This is a genomic window from Streptomyces sediminimaris (genome assembly GCF_047049295.1).
In the GTDB taxonomy this organism is placed as follows: Bacteria; Actinomycetota; Actinomycetes; order Streptomycetales; family Streptomycetaceae; genus Streptomyces; species Streptomyces sediminimaris.
The window spans coordinates 5,022,042-5,038,843 of record NZ_JBJWOT010000001.1 but is presented as its reverse complement, the minus strand read 5'-3'; the positions used below and the strand labels follow the sequence as shown (position 1 = coordinate 5,038,843).

Here is a 16,802-nt window from a genome sequence, read left to right as displayed (position 1 = left end):
GTCCGCAGAGTCCGAGACAGGGCGTTCGAACGCGAGACAGGGTGAGACACCCCGCCCTTTGAGGTGATGTACGACAAGAGGCCCGTGACCTGCTGAGACAGCAGGTCACGGGCCTCTTGTTCCCGTGTGGCGGCGCCAGGATTCGAACCTGGGAAGGCTGAGCCGGCAGATTTACAGTCTGCTCCCTTTGGCCGCTCGGGCACACCGCCGGGGTCGATGCCGTGGGAACCGCCTTGCGGCGGTGCTCCGTGGCAACGACGTAAACAATACCCGATGCGGAGGGGTGCTTCGCCACCCGATTGATCTGCGCCCGGAGGACCGCGGGTGGCTAGGCTTGTCCGAATGCGGCCCGGGGCACGCCGGGCTCGGCGCCGCCCCCACGTATGCCGATACACACCCGTACGCACCCCGTTTTCGCACCGATACAAGGAGCCACAGGACATGGCCGACTCCAGTTTCGACATCGTCTCGAAGGTCGAGCGGCAGGAGGTCGACAACGCCCTCAACCAGACCGCCAAGGAGATCTCTCAGCGCTACGACTTCAAGGGCGTGGGCGCCTCGATCGCGTGGTCCGGCGAGAAGATCCTGATGGAGGCGAACTCCGAGGACCGGGTCAAGGCCGTTCTCGACGTCTTCCAGTCCAAGCTGATCAAGCGTGGGATCTCCCTGAAGGCGCTCGATGCCGGGGAGCCCCAGCTGTCCGGCAAGGAGTACAAGATCTTCGCCTCCATCGAGGAGGGCATCTCCCAGGAGAACGCGAAGAAGGTGGCGAAGATCATCCGTGACGAGGGTCCCAAGGGCGTCAAGGCGCAGGTGCAGGGTGAGGAGCTGCGGGTCAGCTCCAAGAGCCGGGACGACCTGCAGGCCGTGATCGCCCTGTTGAAGGGCAAGGACTTCGACTTCGCGCTGCAGTTCGTGAACTACCGGTGAGCTGAGCGCCTGAACTGCACTAACTAGAAATGGACTGAGCGGGAGGGCACAACGCGGGCACATCGCCGAGGACCGCCTCGACGGCCGCCCGCGTCGTGTCCTCATCGTCTGGCCAAAGGTGGGTGTAGATGTCGAGCGTGATCGACGGCTTCGAGTGGCCCAATCGCCGCTGCACCGTCTTCACGCTCTCCCGGTTCTTGATCAGCGCCGAGGCGTAGAAGTGGCGGAGGTCGTGCATGCTCGTGCCCTCCGGCACACGGACCGAAGCAGGCTCCTGCCCCTCCGGCCGACCGCGCTGCACCCACACCGCGTAGGCCTCCGCGTAGGCCTTGCTGAGCGCCTTGTTGGCCCGCTCCTCCATCCGGGCCCAGACGTGCGACCAGTTGGCCCGCTTCAGCACCACGCCGCGTTCATTCGTCCACAGCATGCGGGCGTCACGGCGCTTCGGCTTGCGCGGGTCGGTGCGGTCCTCGATGTCGACGACGGCCGCCGGGTACTGCTGGAGGTGCGCCGCCAGGGCGTCAACTGCGAGGCCGGCCAAGGGAACGGTGCGGTAGCTCTCGTGAGTCTTGGGCTCGCCGAGGTACGGCTCAGGCGGCTCCTCACCGTGCAGCTCGGCGTCCTTGTCGGGGGTGATGAGCTGCTGGCGCACCGTCACCTCGCGGCGCAGGAAGTCGATGCAGTCGACCTCAAGGCCGAACACCTCGCCCTGCCGCAGCCCGGACGCCACGGCCAGCAGGATCATGGCCCGGTACCAGGGCGGAGCAGCCTCGATAAGGGCACGGACCGCGTCCTTGTGCAGCGGCACGATCTCCGGCCGCCGCGCCTCGGGCAGCTTGATGCCGGCGCACGGGTTCAGCGCGATCGTCCGGTCTCGGACCGCGGTACCCATGATCGTGACGAGGTACGAGAACGTCACCCGGAGCGTGGACGGGGCGAGGACCTGCGACCGATCCTTGACCCATGCCTGGATCTCCGAAGGGCGGATCGTGACGATCGGCCGGTCCCCAAACGCCGGGTAGATGTGCAGCCGAAGGCCCCGCTCGACGCGTGAGGGCGTGGTGCCCTTGTGCACCGCGGTGGTCCGCCAGCGCTCGGCGACCGCGCGGAAGCTCTCCTTGCCCGCGGCCGGGTCGACGTACAGGCCGCGGGCAAGGTCAGCCTCGATCGTGGCCGCGCGGGTGTCGGCCTGACTGCGCTTGGCGAAGTTCTCCTTCTGCTGCTCGCCGGCCGCGTCCCGCCAACGAACCTGCCAGCGCTTCCCCTTGCCGTGGTCCTTGCTGGGCACCAGGACGCGAGTCTTCGTGGAGTGCTCGACGCAGGGCTCGGCACCCTTCTTCGGACGGGAAAGGTGCCAGCGGTCGTAGACGCTAGCCATCCCTCTCCTCCCGCCGGCGCCGGGCAAAGCTCAGCAGATCCTCGTGCTCCGCCTGAACTCGGTCAATCTCCGAGCTGAGGCGTTCGGCGGAACTGCGGGCAGCAGCCAGATACCGCTGGTACGCCCTCTCGTAGTCCGGCATGCTCGCTGAGGCGAATCCCGAGACAGCCAGGAGCCGATAGACGTCTCGGCGCACCTCATCGGCCAACCGTCCGGCGGGTTGCCGACGGGCGTGACGCTCCTCTGCGGGCAGGCTCAGGCGCTCGAACTCTTCTGCGCGGGCCGGATCAACCGGCTCCCAGGGTTCGTCTGGCAGGGCTGCCTCAGCCCTCCCCCAGCGCCATGCATCATCTCGTCGCGCGGTCACGGAGCTGGTCAGCTCGAATGCCGCGTCCGGCTTCTTGTCGATAGGGAGCAGCAGGGAGAGCGGGCTAACCCCCAAGGCCAGCGCTAGAGCCACCAACTCATCGGCCGTGACCTCGCGGCTCTTCCTGGTTGCTCCCTGCGCGAGGCCGCGCTCGATGTTCGCCAAGGACGACTGCGTCAAGCGGCGAGCTCCGACACGGGCGCACTCATCCGCGAGTTGCCGAACGCTCCACCCTCGCTCCTTGCGGTAGCGGCGTACCTGCTGGGCGACTGTGGCACCCACCGGAGTATCGGTTTCTGTCACAGCGACAAAACTACGTGGCGCATTGACAAATGTCTAGCAGTAGCGGCAAGCTAAGCCATGTTCGGTCACAGCGACCAAACACAATGTCGCATTGACGGAGTGATCATGCACAGCGCCACAAAGACGCTTCCGGCCGCGCGCCGCCCGCTCGCCACCCCACAGGAGATCGCCGAGTTCTGTGGCGTCCCCCTCGGCACCGTGTACCAGTGGTCCAGCCGCGGCGGTGGCCCCAAGTTCATCAAGGTCGGCCGGCACCTCCGAGCCCGCTGGTCCGACGTTGAGCGGTGGCTCGACTCCCAGACGATCGCCGCATGAAAGCGGCCCCCAGCAGGCGCGCCAACGCCTCGCTGAGGGCCTATCCGATCCCAGAAACGCCGAAGCCCCGGGGCTGATCGCTCGCCAGCGACCCCGAGGCTCCAACAGAAACGGACGAAGCCAGCATGGCACACCTCGTACCCACCCAGGAACCGGTGGTTCTCTCGGTTCCTCGCGTCAGTCTCGCCCGGACCGGCCGCCTGCCGCACGTCGTCCAAGCCGTTCAGCCGGCGGACGAGGACCAGGCCTTCGAGATCGCCCTCGCCGCGATCACCGCCGCCTACAAGGCCACCACCGACCCCGAGGGCATGTGGCTCGCCCTGCGGTCCGCGGTGAACCTCTGCGCTGGCCGGGACGCTCGCACCGGCGAGAAGTAACGCGCGGCGCACGTGATCGATCCGACCGCCCCGACAGCCCCCAGCAGCGCGCTGGGGGCCGCCCGGGCGCCAGCACGACCGAAGGCAGGCAGCTGAACATGGGCTACGAGCTGTACCGCGAGGTCAAGGTGTGGGCCCCTGACGGCCTCACCAAGGGCGAGAAGCTCGCCGCGCTCGTGCTTGCCGACGACGCCAACGACGCCACCCGCCTCACGTTTCACAGCGTGGTGGACGCCGAGATCATGCGGCAGGCCATGGTCCCTGATGACCGGGCGATGCGCCGCATCGTGGCCAAGCTCCAGGAGTGGAAGGTGTTGGAGCACGCCGGGGGTGGCCACAACGGGCGCACCGCGAAGTACCGCTTCCTGCACCTGGAACCTGCCGGGTCTCCGAAGGCGGATGAAAACCACCCGCCTACAGACGACGTAGCCGGGCAGAAACCACCCGCCAACTCGGAAGAGAACATGCCGAAGGGTGCGGAAAACCACCCGCCTACAGACGACGTAGCCGGGCGATTTTCTGCAAGTAGCCGGGTGGAAACCACCCGCCCTACCCCTTCCGCTTCCTCAACTAGCTCTTCCTCAACAACAAAGAGTGCGGGCAAGCCCGCCTCTCGCGCGACGACCGCGCCGGACCGCTTCCCGCTCGATGAGCGGATGTACCGCTGGGCCGCTGAGAAGGGCTTGGACCGCGACCGCGTGCACGGCGAGACAGAGAAGTTCCTCGACTACCACCGCTCGAAGGGCACCAAGCACCGCGACTGGAACGCCGCCTGGCGCAACTGGATGCGCAAGGCCATCGAGTTCACCGCCCGCGGCCCGGCACGCCCCAGCGGTCACACGCCCTATCAGGCGCCCAGAGACCACTCCGTGTACGAGAACGGATTCTTCTGATGCCCGAGCCCACCAGCCTCGCCGACAACAAGGTCATGAGCCGCATGCGGCAGCTGCTCGCCGCCCGCGGCCTGGACCTCCCCGCCGGCCCCATCGACGACGACCCCACCCCCGACGAACCGGGCCACCCCGAATACCACCGCCGCCAGCGCATCGCCGTCGCCCTCAGCCGGTGGGAGACCGCCACCCCCTACCGCTACCAGCAGGCCACCGCCACGCACCCCCAGGTGACCGCCTGGGCCGATCGCGCCGTCGCCGACCCGCGCACCGCCGGGATCCTCCTCCTCACCGGACCGTTCGGCACCGGCAAGACCCACCAGGCGTACGGCGCCCTGCGCCGCATCGCCGAGGCCGCCGTCGACAACTACGCCATCGTCGCCATGACCGCCCCGGACATGTACGCCCTGCTGCGGCCCGGTGGCAGCGATCACGGCATCCAGCACGAGATCAAGCGCCTCGGGAGCATCCCGCTGCTGCTGATCGACGACCTCGGCACCGAGAAGATCAGCGAGTTCACCGAAGAGGCCACCTACCGGCTCCTCAACGAACGGTACGTGGAGTCCCGTCCGCTGATCATCACCACCAACCTGCCAGCCCGCGCGCCCGGGCAAGTCGACCTGCTCGACAAGCTCGGGGACCGGATCGTGTCCCGGCTCGCCGAGAGCGCCGTGATCGTCCCCTTCAGCGGTACGGACCGCCGCCGGGACCGTTCGTGACCGACAGCTGCCCCCGCTGCCTCGCCAGCACGGAACCCCAGGACCCGGCAGACGACCCACAGCGCTACATCTGCCGGGCCTGCGGCCACTCCTGGACCACCAACCGCCTCGAAACCGTCTGGGCCCCTCCAGCGGACGCCTACGCGATCTACGACGACCCCGACGCCTGGGAAGCCAACGACCCCCAACCCGAACCCTGGTGGACCGACCAGGACCAGAACCAGCCACCCCAATCGCCCGGTGACCGCGACCTGATCGCCGAGATCCTCGCCCGCGAAAACCGCACCACCTACACCGTCGAACGCGCAGACCAACCCACCGACTAGGAACCGCAGAACCGGTTCCCGTTCGGGGTTCGCGTCACGCGGAGACACACAGGCGCGGTACCTACCCCCGCACCCCCAGGAGCCTCCCCATGGACGACCAGACGCCCCCCACCACCCTCCCCGCGTCCGGCCGCAGCTACCCCGGACGCTCGGCCCTCGATCACGCTGAGAGTCGCCTCCGTGCCGCCCTCGCCCGCCTGGCCCGCGATCCCGACACCTACGAGCAGGCCGGCGCCCTCGCCGCTGCTGCCGCTACCGCCCTGGCGGAGATCACGGAGGCTGCCCACAAGGCGGAGGAGAACTCGCCGTTGACCCGGGCGCGGATGCAGCGGCGGAAGGACCGGGTCGCGCGGCAGTTCCGGCGGGCCGGCCGTCCAGTGCCCGACGCCCTCAAGCCGCCCCAGGAGCAGCCGCGTGACGGCGCCTGAGACGGCCTCGCCGCTGCCGATCGATCGGGAGGTGGCCGCCGAGCTGCTGCGCGTCATCACACCCGCCCTCACCGCCCGCGTACGCACTGACGGCCTGCCACTGTCCGCGCGCACGGTCGCTGTGCTCCGCCAGCTGCACGACGCCGCCGAACGCCCCGCAGGTCAGCCGACTGCCGATGTCGGAAGTGAAGATCACCCGACCCCCACAGTGGAACTCGCCGTAGTGGAGGCCGCCCGTCGCCTCGGCTGCCGGCCCCGCTGGATTCGGACGCTCCTGGAGTCCGGACGCCTGCGGGGCCGGCGCGTCCATCCCCGCATGTGGCTGGTCGACGAAGCCTCCCTGGACGAACTCAGGTTCGGGAGGACCACCCGTGGCAGACGTGAAGATCCCGCCCAATGCTGACCTTGGCGCAGTCATCCGCGAGTACTACGCCGAACGCGCGCAGGCACTTGCAGCGGCCACCGGAGGCGAGCAGCCCACCAAGCCCGTCGACAACATCGCCGCGTTTTTCAAGCGGCGTGCTGATGGCTTGCGCGCCGCTCAGTCCGCCCGTATCGCCGCTGGAGGCCGGGCATGACGACGCCGCAGAAGACCGCCGCCGCCATCACGGCCGCCGAGCAGGAAGCACACGACGCCGAGGAACTCATCACCGCCCTCGAGGAACGCGTCCGCGACGGCGACACCGACGTCAGCCCCGAACAGCTCGCCGCGCAACGCGACCTCGGCCGCTTCGCCCGCCTGCGCGCCGAGGCAGCCCGCCGCAAGCACGAACGCGCCCTCGCCGCCGACCGCGACCAGCGCGCCCAGGACGCCGCCCAGCGCGCCCGGCAGCTCCTCGCCGACGACTCCACCGAGCCGATCCTCGACGCCGCGCAGGACGCCGTCACCGCCCTCGCCCGCCTGGCGAAGCTCGCCCGCGACCGCAACACCGCCGTGCAGGACGTCGCCACTCAAGTCGTGGACGCCAACGAGGAACTCAAGCAGGCCGGCGCCGCGACCCCGTGGCCGATGAACGAGCACGGCGTCCGTGCCGGACACGTCCCGGTCCCCTCCGTGACGGTGTCCGGGCACGGCCGCGTACAGGCCGCTGATCCGGGCGAACTCGCCGCCGCCGCCCTGGTGGTCGCCCTCGGCGCGGACGTGGGCGCACAGCAGCGGGCGCGTGACCTGCTGGCCGGGATGCGAAACAGCCGTGTCCGCTCACTCGGCGCGGCCGTCCCGGGCCTGGCCGACGCCTGGCGCGTCAGCTCCCAGGAGTGGCAGGCCACGGACGCACTCACCCGCTCCGCGCTGACCGAGCAGGGCCGCAGGCCGCTGAAGGACTGAGTCCATGGCCCTGACTATCGGCACCCTGGTCGGCCTGATCCGCGCGGACGACTCCGGCATGCGCCGCGGCCTGACGGACGCCGAACTCCGCATGCGCGGCCTCCAGCGCGACATGGACGGCCGACTGCGCGACATCAGAGGCCGGTTCGTCTCCGAGTCTCGCCTGATGGGCAGGTCGCTGGGGGACGGCATCGGCGACGGCGGTGACCGTGCTCACCTGTCCCTGAAGCGGATCGCGGGCATGGCCGGCGGCCTCGCTGGTGTCGCCGCATCCGCCGGGCGGATGGCCGCGATGCTCGGCACAGCAGCGCCCGCAGCCGCGGGTGTGGCTGCCGCGCTCGCCAACATCGCACCCGCCGCCGGTGTGGCCGCTACCGGTGTCGTCGGCGTCGCCCTTGCCGCGGGCGCCGTGAAGATCGGCATATCCGGCGTCGGCGACGCCGTCAAGGCCGCGTTCAACGCGAAGAACCCCCAGCAGCTCGCCGAAGCGTTGAAGGGCCTGGCACCTAACGCGCGCTCCTTCGTGCAGCAACTCAAGGGGATGCAGGGCCAGTTCACCGCCCTCAAGAAGCAGGTACAGAACCAGCTCTTCGCGGGCCTGGACGGCGTCCTCAAGCGCATGGGGCAGTCCACCCTGCCCGTCATCCGCACCGGCCTGACCGGCGCGGCGGGCGCCCTGAACCAGATGGCCAAGGGTGTGGGCAACGCCGCGATCGGCCTGTCGACGAGCGGCACGCTCGGCAAGGCGATCAGGTCGGCGACTGGCGGGCTCGGCAACCTCACCCACATTCCCGGCCAGGTCGTGACCGCGCTGGGGCAAATCGCTGCCGCGGCCGGCCCCAGCTTCCAGCGGCTGACCCAGGCCGCCGGGTCCGCGTTCGGCTCGCTGTCCGACAAGCTGTCCGACGCGTTCTCCTCCGGCAAGATGCAGAAGGTCATCGAGAACGCGATCAGCCTGATCGGTGACCTCGCCGACGTCGCGGGCAATGTCGGCTCGATCCTCGGCTCCGTCTTCTCCGCCGTGCAGGTCTCCGGCGGAGGCTTCATCGGCACCCTGAAGACGATCTCAGGCGCGCTCGCTGACGCGTTCGCCTCCCCCGCCGTACAGGGCGGGCTGAAGGCGCTGTTCTCCACCATGTCCACCGTGGCGCAGACGGCCGCGCCGCTGCTGACGCAGGCCCTCGGGGTGATCGGGCCGGTCCTCGAACAGCTCGGCCCGCCGGTGCAGACGCTGATCAAGGCGCTCGGTGATGCCCTGTCGCCGATCATCGACGCGCTGGGGCCGGTCCTGGAGTCCGCGGCCGGCGCCGTCGGCACCCTCGTCACGGCCCTCGCGCCGATCTTGCCGATCATCGGGGACCTGGTCGCTCAACTCCTGCCCGCACTGACGCCACTCCTGGACTCGGTGACGGGCTGGTTCTCGCAGGCCGCGCCGGTCGTACTCCTCCTTGCCCAAACCCTGGGCACCGCGCTCTCACCGATCCTGGCCACCCTGCCGACCCTCGTACAGCCCATCGCGGACCTGATCGGGCAGCTCGCGCAGACCCTGTTCCCGGTCCTCTCCGACCTGGTAGTGGCCCTGGCGCCGAGCCTGGCCAGGCTCGGCGGCACGATCTCCACCCTGGCCGTCGCCCTGGCGCCGCTCATCGAGGCCGTGGCTGGTCTGGTCGTGCAGCTCCTCCAGGCCCTCATGCCGATCATCGAGCCTCTGATCGGGCTCGTCATGAAACTGGCGGACATCTTCACCCGGGTCCTGGCCGCGGAGATCACGAACGTGGTCATCCCCGTCATCGACACCATCGTCGCGCTGCTGCATGGCGACTTCTCCGGCGCCTGGTCGCACGCCAAGGAGGCCGTCGACGGAGCGAAGCGGCTGATCGGGAAAGCGGTCACGCTGCTGGGGCAGCTTGTCGGCAAGGGCATCGACACGGCGATCGGCTGGCTCAAGGGCATGCCCGGCCGGGCCTTGTCCGCACTCAGTGCACTCTCCGGGTACCTGCGCTCCCGCGCCCTCGAGGCCGGCGGCAAGCTCGTGTCGGCGATCAGCGGCAAGGTCGGGGACGCGGTCAGCCGCGTGAGAGCCCTGCCCGGGAAGGCAAAGTCCGCGCTCGGCAACCTCGGCAGCTATCTCCTCTCCGCGGGCAAGTCCCTGATCCAGGGCTTCATCAACGGCATCAAGTCGAAGCTCGGATCGGTCGCGAGTGCCGCGAAGTCGGTGGTCTCCGCGGCAGCGGACTTCTTCCCGCACTCCCCGGCGAAGAAGGGCCCATTCTCGGGCCGCGGCTACACGCTGCACTCCGGGCGGGCCCTGATCCAGGGCTTCCAGAAGGGCATTGCCGACCGGCTGCCCGGGCTGCAAAGCCAGTTGCAGGGGCTGGGCGCCGGCATGCCGAGGGGCTTCGCTCTGGCCGGGATGCCGGCGTCGGCCGTCGCCGGTGGCGCGGGCGCGATCCCGGGCGCGGGTGCAGGCAAGAGGGTGACGAACAACTACAACACCACGTACAACCTGGAGCACAGGGAGATGACCATCCAGCAGCTCGATGCGCTCCAGCGCCGCCAGGACGCCCGGGCACGGGTCGGGAGGCCGCGTTGACCGGGCGGGGCCGCGATGCGGCGACGTACGAGCGGCGAGGGGCCACGGAGTCCGACCGGGGGTTCCTCGCCGAGGTGGACCGGCATCAGCCGGAGCTGGTGCGCGAGGAGCGCTACACGGAGACGTGGCAGCGCGGGCCGCTCACTCTCATCCTGCCGCCGGTACGGGAGTGGTACCCGCCCGAGTTGAAGGCTGCCACCCAGTTGGGGCGGCAGAGCGCCATGGACGGGCACTGCACGGCGTGCGGGGCGTACAGCCGGGCGACAGACGGCGAGTGGTACATGAAGCACGAGGACACGTGCATGGCCACTGATGACGCGCTGGACATGCTGATCAACGAGGCCACGTTGAAGATGTTCCCCGCTGATGATCCAGACGGGCCGCCGCCCGGCTTGCTGGACTGACGCGCTTAGGCCTCCGGCTTGGGCAGCTCGGCGACGAAGCTGCCCATGCCAGGCGTGGTCACGATCAGGCCCTCTTCGCGGAGGGCGGCCGTGGCTTTCCGCACGGTGCCGCGGGCGACTCCGAACTCGGCCTCCAGCTGTACCTCACTGATCAAGGCGCGGGCCGGCAGCTGGCCGCTGGTGATGCGCTCGCGGAGCGTGTCGCGGATCTGCTCCCACTTGGGCCGGGTCGGGTCGAATTCGATCACGTGTCGGACAGTACGTACCCGGTCGTATCAGGGCATAGAGATGCACATCCATACGTAGGCGTGGACAGGGGTGTACAGGCTGCCTAGCCTGTGACCCACAAAGGCCCCCGCAGTCGGCCAGGACCCGGGGGCGTGGACGACAGCCCGAGGAGCCGCCGCCATGCCACAGCGTACGGACACCACCACCGGCACGGACACCCCCCGCTCATGGGCGCACTGCGCCTGGCACGGCGGCATGAGCGACACGGCCCGCCTCGTGCGGATCATCGAGCAGGGCTCCGGCCCGGGCGCCGCCCTGTTCGCCTGCGCGCCGTGCCGCGAGGTGTACCGCCTGGTCCCCATCGCCGACCAGCCGTGAGTGCCCTGCCCGAGCCGCCGGCCGCGGTGGACCTGACCCGCGCGCAGTACGCGGGGTGGGCCTGCTGCTGGTGCGGCAGGAGTCTGCTGCACGTGCGCGGCGCCGTGTCCGCCGGCACTGCGCGCGGCACGGTCGGCGCCGTCGTCCTGGACGTGGACGTGTACGGCTGCCCGCCGGGTGAGGGCTGCGGCCCCTACCGCGACCGGTAGCCGCCCCTGGGTCGCCCTCGGTGCGCATTCTGCGGCGCGCTGGGGGCCGGGTGTGGTGAGATGCGTCCACCACCCCACGCGCTCGCCCCCGTGGGCTCGAGCGCGCAGACGGCCCCCACCCTCCCTCGGGTGGGGGCCGCTCTGCTGTACGCGGACACCACAACGGCCCCCGGGGGCGCACCCGGGGGCCGTTGTGGTCTCTATGCCGATCACGACTGTAGTGGCTGGATCACTTCTGGTGGGGGCACCCCTTCACCCACCACCCGCATTCGGGGCAGTAGTCGTACGTTCGGGCCAGCGCGGCGCGGACGAGGCGACGGATCATCGGTCGTTCACCTCCCCCTCGACACGTCGGGGATACAAGATCGTCATCCCCTCCCCCGGCCCCTGCTGGATGCGCTCGATTTCGTCGCTATGAGCTGCAAAGACATCGCCCGAGAGGGGCGGTGGGGGAGTGGCCGACGAATCGGACATACGGGATGCCGACCGGTGCAGGGCCACACCGCCGGCCACCGTCACCAGAAGCACCCCCGCGGCCTCATCGACGGCGAACGCGGCCCCCACCACGGCCCCGGCCAGGGTGACCGCGACCAGGACGCCAGCGGCCCGCGAGGGCTCGTTTTCAGCCTCCTGCCCCTCCTGCGCCTCCTGCTTCCGGCGGCCCATCACAGGGCCCCGTAGACCTGGCCGCCGAGCCAGTTCGCGGCCGTCGCGAGCGGCACCGCGGCGAACCCCGCGACGCCGGCCGACGTGGCAAGGCAGATGCCGCACCACGCCCCGCGCTTGAGCACCGCGGACCGCTCCCCGCTCGCCTTGGCCACGGCTGCCACGAACCCGACGGTCAGGATCAGCACGACGGCCAGGCCCTGCGCGGAGAGCGGGACGAACGTCTTCGCCGCTGCCAGCTGCCCGCCGTGGCCGCCGACGCCCCACACGAGTGCGACGTCGCCGAGCCAGTTGGAGATGCCGAGCACGCTGCTGGAGACCAGGCCGACCAGGCCGCCGACGCCGAGCGTGGTCAGCGCGCCGTAGCACCAGGAGGCGAGCCAGGGCAGCAGCCGGGACAGGTGCTTGATCGGGTCCTTGGTGAGAGGTTTCCGACCAGGCCACCAGGTGACGACCTGGTGGATCAGGAGACAGAGGCCGATGGCGACGCCACCGAAGGTTACGTAGTTCACGAGGAGTTCCTCAGCGGAGGATGGCCACGGCGAGCGCGGCGAGGGTGACGATGAACGCGACGGTCCCGGTGATCGGGGGGACGTCGCGGAGCGCGACAGCGCACAGCCCGGCGAGGGCGAGCACGGCACACAGGCCGAAGAGCAGACCGGCGAGCATGACGGGCGTCAGGGCCCGTCACGACGGGCCGTGACGCCCCGCACGACGGGCGTCGTGACGGGCGTCCGCGCGTCGGTCACCGCGTCCGCTGTGGCACGGATCGCGGCCCGCGCCGCGTGCACGTTCTGCGCCACCGTGTCGGGAACGTCGTGCACAGAGCGCAGCACGGTGAGCGCCTCGCGCAGCGGCGCGTCCAGGCGCAGCACGAGGTGCCCTGTGTGGCCGGCGTTGTGGAGGTCGCGCCGCACGGTCTCCTTGGAAACACCCAGCTCGGAGGCGATGTCGGCGACGTTCATGCCGCGGTCGGCGAGGTGGCCGACGATGATCTGTCGCGTCGTCCGCTTCACCGTGCACCACCGCCACGGACGATGGCGCAGGCGAGCAGGCGGGCGCCCTCGCGATCCTGCATGGTGCGGGCGGTGATGAGCGCGGCGAAGAGGACCGGCATGGAGGCCGGCGGCCGCGGACGCGCATGGGCGCGGGCGATCGCCTGGGCCTCGGTCGGACGCGCGATACGGGAGCCGTTCACTGGCCACCCCCGAGGATCACCGTCAGCTGCTCGGCGAGCGCGCGCAGCTGGCCGGCGCCCGTGTCCATCGCCGCGGCGAGGTCGTGCAGGCCGACCGGGGTCAGGCCGTCCGGCCCGGTGTGGAAGGCGAGCGTCACCGCCGCGCGCGGCGGCACGGGCCTGTAGGGGGCGTGGAAGAGCAGTCCGGTGCCGAGCTGCCAGCCGGCGCCCGTCAGCGTCGTGACGGGGCTCGCGTGGTGCAGGTCGACGCGACGCGTCTCGGGGTCGTGGTGACTGTGGCCCGCGCACCAGGACGGCTCGGGAAGCGTGACGTCCCCAGCGTCGGAGGTGGGCAGCGTGATCATGTGCGGGGCGGTCATCGGCCCTCACCCCAGGCGCGGTAGCCGGTAGCCGAGTGCTCGGCGAGCCGCTCGCGCAGGTACTGGGTGGTCCACTCGACGCCGAGCGGGTGGCCCTCAAGGAGGTTGGCGAGGGCGATCTTCGTGTGCATCGCGCGGTCGTTCAGGACGCGGTCGTGCGCCTCCTGGTCGCCGATGGTGGCGGGACGGGGGATGTCGATGGCTTCGAGGACAGCCGCCAGGAGATCGCGAACGGGGCCGTCCGGGATACGGTCGTGCATGGGTCTGGACTCCTTGATCGGAAGGGTCTGGATCAAGGCGCCGTTCGATGTTGCGAGCATCGGGCGGCGCCGCTCTGTCTGCGCAAAGCAGACGAGCGGAGTCGGGAGGGGCGCGAGCACCCGAGGGCACACTCAGGGCACAAGACGCCAGATAACAGTGCGCAACAGCGGCAAACACTGTCAGTAGTTTTCGCACGTCAACCGGCCTTTCGGCGGTAACGTGCAGGTCAGACGATCAAGCTGGCGGTACGTGAACTACCGGTGACCGGCTCACCGCCCGTCCGTTGACGAGAGGGCGTGACAGGGGCAGCCGTCCTGGTCACGCCCTTCCGTCTTCCGTCGTCGTCGACCGGCAGGTCAGTGCCGGGACACCGAGGAATTGGCGGGACCGGGCCGGCGGAGGGTGGGGGCCGTCGGCGCCCACCCTCCGTGCTGCTGGCCGCAGTCGAGGGTGTGCTCAGTCGCGCGAGTTGCCGAACAGGATGCGGTACGCGATCAGCAGGACCAGCGAGCCGCCGATGGCGGCTGCCCAGGTCGCCCCGTCGTAGAAGTTCTTGGTGATCGGGTGGTCGAGCCAGCGCGACGAGATCCAGCCACCGATGAACGCGCCCGCGATGCCGATGAGCGTCGTGCCGATGAAGCCGCCCGGGTCGCGGCCCGGGAGCAGGAACTTGGCGATGGCCCCGGCCAGCAGCCCCAGGATGATCCAGCTGATGATGGTCATGCCCTCAAACCTGCCCTTCCGCGCTGTGCGTGCACTTTCCGGACAGTGTGCGTTCGGTCAAGATCCGCTGTGCGTCGCGCGCTGGTGCCTGCCCTTTCGATGACCAGGACGTCATGACGGCCCCTTGCGGTTGCAGTGATCAGCAGAGTGATCAGCAGCCCGGGAGTCGGGACCTCGGAATCTTCGCCAGCCGAAGGCGTGCGGCGCGGGCGACCGGGCCTGGCCTGCTGCCCGGCCTCGCCGTGCCGCGGTCCTCGCTCGCTGCGACGTCCTGGCCACCGGCACGGCCGGGGCCGCTTCATCGCCGGCCTCAGGCGCGTGTACGTGCAAGGCCCGCACATACCTGCAAGGCCGCTGCTAAGACGATCCCCGCGCCTGCGTGCGTATGCGGAAATCGCTCCACGGAATCATCTCCAGCTCCTCGTTCGTCTCCTCGTACCAGCCTGTGCCGTCCAGCCAGGCGCTCAGCCAGGCGGTGAGGCTGGGGGCGTCGACGTACCAGGCGTGGCCGTCCTCGTCGGCGTTCGGCTCGTAGAGCAGGACGGGGGCCTCCGGGGCGTGGCAGTCCACGCAGGCGTACATCGCGCAGCCCCAGTGCGATATCGGCAGGACGCCCTCGGGCCAGGGCCGGTCGGGGTCCTTGCGGCCGCTGTCGCGGTTGGCGAGGTACTGGACGACGGCGGCGGGCTCGCCGGCGGGTGGGCTGTCGAGGAGGGGCAGCAGGCCGTACTCCGGGCCGAAGCCGCCGTCGCCTATGCGCAGATAGAGGCGGGCGAGCAGGGGAGGCAGGGGGAAGCCGAGGGCGGCCTCGGCGCGGGCCAGGGTCGGCGCGTCGGCCGGCTCCGGCAGTGAAGGCCAGCCCCACGGACGGGTGTTGTGCGCCTTGACCGCCACCCGTGCCAGCAACTGCTCGTTCTCGCTCATGGGTTCATGATGCAAGGCGCCACTGACAATCGGGCCGGCCTGTGGACAACCGCCGGGCTGTGGAAAAGTCGTTCGGTCAGCGAGCCGCGAACGGCTCGTCCGTCCGCACGATCTCACGGCCGAGCGGCAGCAGCGAGACCGGGATCAGCTTGAAGTTGGCGATGCCGAATGGGATGCCGATGATCGTGACGCACAGGGCGATGCCGGTGACGATGTGCGTGAGCGCCAGCCACCAGCCCGCGAGGACCAGCCAGAGAACGTTGCCGATGCAGGAGGGCGCACCGGCGTCGCGGCGCTCGACCGTCGTGTACCCGAAGGGCCACAGGGCGTAGACGCCGATACGGAACGCGGCGATGCCGAACGGGATGCCGATGATCGTGACGCACAGCAGCACGCCCGCGGCCAGATACCCGAGGAACAGCCAGAAGCCGCTCAGAACGAGCCAAATGACGTTCAGGATGGTTTTCACTGCTGTCGACCTGCCATCTTCTCGAGCCGGGCGATGCGCTCTGCCATCGGCGGGTGAGTCGAGAACATCTTGGAGAGCCCCTGCCCCGGGCGGAAAGGGTTCGCGATCATCATATGGCTGGCGGTTTCGATACGCGGCTCGGGCGGCAGGGGCAGCTGCTTGGTCCCCGCTTCGAGCTTGTGCAGCGCACTGGCGAGCGCGAGCGGGTCGCCGGTCAGCTGGGCCCCGGACGCGTCGGCCTCGTACTCCCTGGAGCGGCTGATGGCCAGCTGGATGAGGCTGGCCGCGAGCGGGCCCAGGATCATGATCATCAGCATGCCGAGGATGCCCGGGCCGTCGTCGTCGTCCGAGCGGCCGACGGGGATCAGCCAGGCGAAGTTGACCAGGAACATGATCACGGAGGCCAGGGCGCCGGCGACCGACGAGATGAGGATGTCGCGGTTGTAGACGTGACTCAGCTCATGGCCGATGACACCGCGCAGTTCGCGCTCGTCCAGGATGCGCAGGATGCCTTCCGTGCAGCACACGGCGGCGTTGCGCGGGTTGCGGCCCGTCGCGAAGGCGTTCGGTGCCTCCGTCGGCGAGATGTACAGGCGCGGCATGGGCTGGCGGGCCTGCGTGGAGAGGTCGCGTACCATGCGGTAGAGGGCGGGGGCCTCGAACTCGCTGACCGGACGCGCCCGCATCGCGCGCAGTGCCAGCTTGTCGCTGTTCCAGTACGCGTACGCGTTCGTGCCCAGTGCGATCACAACCGCGACGACGAGCCCCATGCGGCCGAAGAAACTGCCGATGACGATGATGAGGGCGGACAGTCCCCCGAGGAGTACTGCGGTCCTTAGCCCGTTGTGCCGGCGGTGCACGGTACGCCCTCCAAGTGGTGCAGCAGGGGAACCCTTTGCTTGCTGAGCTTGCTTGCTGTCCCGGGTACCACCGGTGCCGTGGTTTCACGTCCAGTGGACCCTTCCGCACTGGTCAACGCCAGGCGAGGGCCACTAGTTCCCTTGTGCGCACGGCGCCGCCCGTCGGCCGA

General features: G+C 69.9%; 28 protein-coding genes and 1 tRNA gene. 14 read left to right on the top strand and 15 right to left on the bottom strand.

Annotated elements, in window-relative coordinates; genetic code table 11:
• Nucleotides 1-127: 127 nt before the first annotated feature.
• Nucleotides 128-209 (bottom strand) — tRNA-Tyr (locus tag ACJ9NR_RS23525).
• Between the two features lie 232 nt (nt 210-441).
• On the opposite strand from ACJ9NR_RS23525, the gene ACJ9NR_RS23520 reads away from it, so the two are divergent.
• Entirely contained in the window at nt 442-930 is a 489-nt protein-coding gene (locus ACJ9NR_RS23520; protein WP_412494320.1) for a YajQ family cyclic di-GMP-binding protein, read from the top strand.
• Nucleotides 931-949: 19 nt separating this feature from the next.
• Here the strand turns inward: ACJ9NR_RS23520 and ACJ9NR_RS23515 are convergent, their stop codons facing one another.
• Entirely contained in the window at nt 950-2,308 is a 1,359-nt protein-coding gene (locus tag ACJ9NR_RS23515; protein ID WP_412494319.1) for a tyrosine-type recombinase/integrase, read from the bottom strand.
• A complete protein-coding gene (locus ACJ9NR_RS23510) occupies nt 2,301-2,840 on the bottom strand; it encodes a hypothetical protein (RefSeq protein WP_412494318.1) in 540 nt (179 codons plus the stop codon). Before ACJ9NR_RS23510 ends, ACJ9NR_RS23515 begins: the two co-directional genes overlap by 8 nt.
• Before the next feature lie 243 nt (nt 2,841-3,083).
• On the opposite strand from ACJ9NR_RS23510, the gene ACJ9NR_RS23505 reads away from it, so the two are divergent.
• The 11 genes from ACJ9NR_RS23505 to ACJ9NR_RS23455 all read left to right on the top strand — a co-directional run bounded on the left by ACJ9NR_RS23505 (nt 3,084) and on the right by ACJ9NR_RS23455 (nt 10,357).
• Nucleotides 3,084-3,293 carry a helix-turn-helix transcriptional regulator gene (locus ACJ9NR_RS23505; protein ID WP_412494317.1) on the top strand — a complete coding sequence of 70 codons (210 nt, stop codon included), beginning with the start codon at nt 3,084-3,086 and terminating at the stop codon, nt 3,291-3,293.
• A 125-nt stretch (nt 3,294-3,418) separates the two neighbouring features.
• Complete coding sequence (locus ACJ9NR_RS23500; protein ID WP_412494316.1) at nt 3,419-3,670, top strand: hypothetical protein; 252 nt, start codon at nt 3,419-3,421, stop codon at nt 3,668-3,670.
• 98 nt (nt 3,671-3,768) lie between these two features.
• Nucleotides 3,769-4,563 carry a hypothetical protein gene (locus ACJ9NR_RS23495; protein ID WP_412494315.1) on the top strand — a complete coding sequence of 265 codons (795 nt, stop codon included), beginning with the start codon at nt 3,769-3,771 and terminating at the stop codon, nt 4,561-4,563.
• On the top strand, nt 4,563-5,279 hold the full coding sequence (locus ACJ9NR_RS23490) for an ATP-binding protein (protein ID WP_412494314.1): 717 nt from the start codon (nt 4,563-4,565) through the stop codon (nt 5,277-5,279). Before ACJ9NR_RS23495 ends, ACJ9NR_RS23490 begins: the two co-directional genes overlap by 1 nt.
• The gene (locus tag ACJ9NR_RS23485; protein WP_412494313.1) at nt 5,276-5,605 is read left to right on the top strand and encodes a hypothetical protein; all 330 of its coding nucleotides are present in this window, start codon (nt 5,276-5,278) and stop codon (nt 5,603-5,605) included. Before ACJ9NR_RS23490 ends, ACJ9NR_RS23485 begins: the two co-directional genes overlap by 4 nt.
• 89 nt (nt 5,606-5,694) lie before the next feature.
• Nucleotides 5,695-6,033: a hypothetical protein gene (locus tag ACJ9NR_RS23480; RefSeq protein ID WP_412494312.1), complete on the top strand. Its 339-nt coding sequence runs from the start codon at nt 5,695-5,697 to the stop codon at nt 6,031-6,033.
• The gene (locus ACJ9NR_RS23475) at nt 6,020-6,436 is read left to right on the top strand and encodes a helix-turn-helix domain-containing protein (RefSeq protein WP_412494311.1); all 417 of its coding nucleotides are present in this window, start codon (nt 6,020-6,022) and stop codon (nt 6,434-6,436) included. The genes ACJ9NR_RS23480 and ACJ9NR_RS23475 overlap by 14 nt, the downstream gene beginning before the upstream one ends.
• Nucleotides 6,405-6,611 (top strand): hypothetical protein, encoded by a 207-nt coding sequence (locus ACJ9NR_RS23470; RefSeq protein ID WP_412494310.1) that lies wholly within the window; start codon nt 6,405-6,407, stop codon nt 6,609-6,611. The genes ACJ9NR_RS23475 and ACJ9NR_RS23470 overlap by 32 nt, the downstream gene beginning before the upstream one ends.
• A complete protein-coding gene (locus ACJ9NR_RS23465) occupies nt 6,608-7,360 on the top strand; it encodes a hypothetical protein (RefSeq protein WP_412494309.1) in 753 nt (250 codons plus the stop codon). The genes ACJ9NR_RS23470 and ACJ9NR_RS23465 overlap by 4 nt, the downstream gene beginning before the upstream one ends.
• A gap of 4 nt (nt 7,361-7,364) precedes the next feature.
• On the top strand, nt 7,365-9,953 hold the full coding sequence (locus ACJ9NR_RS23460) for a phage tail protein (RefSeq protein ID WP_412494308.1): 2,589 nt from the start codon (nt 7,365-7,367) through the stop codon (nt 9,951-9,953).
• Entirely contained in the window at nt 9,950-10,357 is a 408-nt protein-coding gene (locus ACJ9NR_RS23455) for a hypothetical protein (RefSeq protein ID WP_412494307.1), read from the top strand. Before ACJ9NR_RS23460 ends, ACJ9NR_RS23455 begins: the two co-directional genes overlap by 4 nt.
• Nucleotides 10,358-10,362: 5 nt before the next feature.
• On the opposite strand, the gene ACJ9NR_RS23450 is transcribed toward ACJ9NR_RS23455, so the two are convergent.
• On the bottom strand, nt 10,363-10,605 hold the full coding sequence (locus ACJ9NR_RS23450; protein WP_412494306.1) for a GntR family transcriptional regulator: 243 nt from the start codon (nt 10,603-10,605) through the stop codon (nt 10,363-10,365).
• A 160-nt stretch (nt 10,606-10,765) separates the two neighbouring features.
• Between ACJ9NR_RS23450 and ACJ9NR_RS23445 the strand changes: the two genes are divergently transcribed.
• Nucleotides 10,766-10,963 carry a hypothetical protein gene (locus ACJ9NR_RS23445; protein ID WP_412494305.1) on the top strand — a complete coding sequence of 66 codons (198 nt, stop codon included), beginning with the start codon at nt 10,766-10,768 and terminating at the stop codon, nt 10,961-10,963.
• Complete coding sequence (locus tag ACJ9NR_RS23440; RefSeq protein ID WP_412494304.1) at nt 10,960-11,172, top strand: hypothetical protein; 213 nt, start codon at nt 10,960-10,962, stop codon at nt 11,170-11,172. The genes ACJ9NR_RS23445 and ACJ9NR_RS23440 overlap by 4 nt, the downstream gene beginning before the upstream one ends.
• A 321-nt stretch (nt 11,173-11,493) precedes the next feature.
• Here ACJ9NR_RS23440 and ACJ9NR_RS23435 read toward each other — a convergent pair whose 3' ends face one another.
• The 11 genes from ACJ9NR_RS23435 to htpX form a co-directional block, all read right to left on the bottom strand.
• Nucleotides 11,494-11,838, bottom strand: coding sequence for a hypothetical protein (locus tag ACJ9NR_RS23435; RefSeq protein ID WP_412494303.1), 345 nt, complete (start codon nt 11,836-11,838; stop codon nt 11,494-11,496).
• Nucleotides 11,838-12,350, bottom strand: a complete 513-nt coding sequence (locus ACJ9NR_RS23430; RefSeq protein WP_412494302.1) for a hypothetical protein — start codon at nt 12,348-12,350, stop codon at nt 11,838-11,840. Before ACJ9NR_RS23430 ends, ACJ9NR_RS23435 begins: the two co-directional genes overlap by 1 nt.
• Before the next feature lie 10 nt (nt 12,351-12,360).
• Nucleotides 12,361-12,507 carry a hypothetical protein gene (locus ACJ9NR_RS23425; protein ID WP_412494301.1) on the bottom strand — a complete coding sequence of 49 codons (147 nt, stop codon included), beginning with the start codon at nt 12,505-12,507 and terminating at the stop codon, nt 12,361-12,363.
• A gap of 8 nt (nt 12,508-12,515) precedes the next feature.
• A complete protein-coding gene (locus ACJ9NR_RS23420; protein WP_412494300.1) occupies nt 12,516-12,854 on the bottom strand; it encodes a helix-turn-helix domain-containing protein in 339 nt (112 codons plus the stop codon).
• The gene (locus ACJ9NR_RS23415) at nt 12,851-13,036 is read right to left on the bottom strand and encodes a hypothetical protein (protein WP_412494299.1); all 186 of its coding nucleotides are present in this window, start codon (nt 13,034-13,036) and stop codon (nt 12,851-12,853) included. The genes ACJ9NR_RS23420 and ACJ9NR_RS23415 overlap by 4 nt, the downstream gene beginning before the upstream one ends.
• Nucleotides 13,033-13,395 carry a DUF6907 domain-containing protein gene (locus tag ACJ9NR_RS23410; RefSeq protein WP_412494298.1) on the bottom strand — a complete coding sequence of 121 codons (363 nt, stop codon included), beginning with the start codon at nt 13,393-13,395 and terminating at the stop codon, nt 13,033-13,035. Before ACJ9NR_RS23410 ends, ACJ9NR_RS23415 begins: the two co-directional genes overlap by 4 nt.
• A complete protein-coding gene (locus tag ACJ9NR_RS23405; protein ID WP_412494297.1) occupies nt 13,392-13,655 on the bottom strand; it encodes a hypothetical protein in 264 nt (87 codons plus the stop codon). The genes ACJ9NR_RS23410 and ACJ9NR_RS23405 overlap by 4 nt, the downstream gene beginning before the upstream one ends.
• A gap of 457 nt (nt 13,656-14,112) precedes the next feature.
• A complete protein-coding gene (locus ACJ9NR_RS23400) occupies nt 14,113-14,379 on the bottom strand; it encodes a GlsB/YeaQ/YmgE family stress response membrane protein (protein ID WP_412494296.1) in 267 nt (88 codons plus the stop codon).
• Between the two features lie 357 nt (nt 14,380-14,736).
• Nucleotides 14,737-15,303, bottom strand: coding sequence for an SMI1/KNR4 family protein (locus tag ACJ9NR_RS23395; RefSeq protein WP_412494295.1), 567 nt, complete (start codon nt 15,301-15,303; stop codon nt 14,737-14,739).
• A gap of 76 nt (nt 15,304-15,379) precedes the next feature.
• Complete coding sequence (locus ACJ9NR_RS23390) at nt 15,380-15,772, bottom strand: YccF domain-containing protein (RefSeq protein WP_412494294.1); 393 nt, start codon at nt 15,770-15,772, stop codon at nt 15,380-15,382.
• Nucleotides 15,769-16,632, bottom strand: coding sequence for a zinc metalloprotease HtpX (gene htpX, locus ACJ9NR_RS23385; RefSeq protein ID WP_412494293.1), 864 nt, complete (start codon nt 16,630-16,632; stop codon nt 15,769-15,771). The genes ACJ9NR_RS23390 and htpX overlap by 4 nt, the downstream gene beginning before the upstream one ends.
• Nucleotides 16,633-16,802: the final 170 nt, after the last annotated feature.

What these genes read in the sequence shown, in the direction of transcription:
- ACJ9NR_RS23480 (WP_412494312.1), top strand. Translation starts at nt 5,695, where the DNA reads ATGGACGACCAGACGCCCCCCACCACCCTCCCCGCGTCCGGCCGCAGC.
- ACJ9NR_RS23515 (WP_412494319.1), bottom strand. Translation starts at nt 2,308, where the DNA reads ATGGCTAGCGTCTACGACCGCTGGCACCTTTCCCGTCCGAAGAAGGGT.
- ACJ9NR_RS23435 (WP_412494303.1), bottom strand. Translation starts at nt 11,838, where the DNA reads ATGGGCCGCCGGAAGCAGGAGGCGCAGGAGGGGCAGGAGGCTGAAAAC.
- ACJ9NR_RS23490 (WP_412494314.1), top strand. Translation starts at nt 4,563, where the DNA reads ATGCCCGAGCCCACCAGCCTCGCCGACAACAAGGTCATGAGCCGCATG.
- ACJ9NR_RS23495 (WP_412494315.1), top strand. Translation starts at nt 3,769, where the DNA reads ATGGGCTACGAGCTGTACCGCGAGGTCAAGGTGTGGGCCCCTGACGGC.
- ACJ9NR_RS23395 (WP_412494295.1), bottom strand. Translation starts at nt 15,303, where the DNA reads ATGAGCGAGAACGAGCAGTTGCTGGCACGGGTGGCGGTCAAGGCGCAC.
- ACJ9NR_RS23460 (WP_412494308.1), top strand. Translation starts at nt 7,365, where the DNA reads ATGGCCCTGACTATCGGCACCCTGGTCGGCCTGATCCGCGCGGACGAC.
- ACJ9NR_RS23500 (WP_412494316.1), top strand. Translation starts at nt 3,419, where the DNA reads ATGGCACACCTCGTACCCACCCAGGAACCGGTGGTTCTCTCGGTTCCT.
- ACJ9NR_RS23505 (WP_412494317.1), top strand. Translation starts at nt 3,084, where the DNA reads ATGCACAGCGCCACAAAGACGCTTCCGGCCGCGCGCCGCCCGCTCGCC.
- ACJ9NR_RS23520 (WP_412494320.1), top strand. Translation starts at nt 442, where the DNA reads ATGGCCGACTCCAGTTTCGACATCGTCTCGAAGGTCGAGCGGCAGGAG.
- ACJ9NR_RS23405 (WP_412494297.1), bottom strand. Translation starts at nt 13,655, where the DNA reads ATGCACGACCGTATCCCGGACGGCCCCGTTCGCGATCTCCTGGCGGCT.
- ACJ9NR_RS23465 (WP_412494309.1), top strand. Translation starts at nt 6,608, where the DNA reads ATGACGACGCCGCAGAAGACCGCCGCCGCCATCACGGCCGCCGAGCAG.
- ACJ9NR_RS23410 (WP_412494298.1), bottom strand. Translation starts at nt 13,395, where the DNA reads ATGACCGCCCCGCACATGATCACGCTGCCCACCTCCGACGCTGGGGAC.
- ACJ9NR_RS23445 (WP_412494305.1), top strand. Translation starts at nt 10,766, where the DNA reads ATGCCACAGCGTACGGACACCACCACCGGCACGGACACCCCCCGCTCA.
- ACJ9NR_RS23400 (WP_412494296.1), bottom strand. Translation starts at nt 14,379, where the DNA reads ATGACCATCATCAGCTGGATCATCCTGGGGCTGCTGGCCGGGGCCATC.
- ACJ9NR_RS23425 (WP_412494301.1), bottom strand. Translation starts at nt 12,507, where the DNA reads ATGCTCGCCGGTCTGCTCTTCGGCCTGTGTGCCGTGCTCGCCCTCGCC.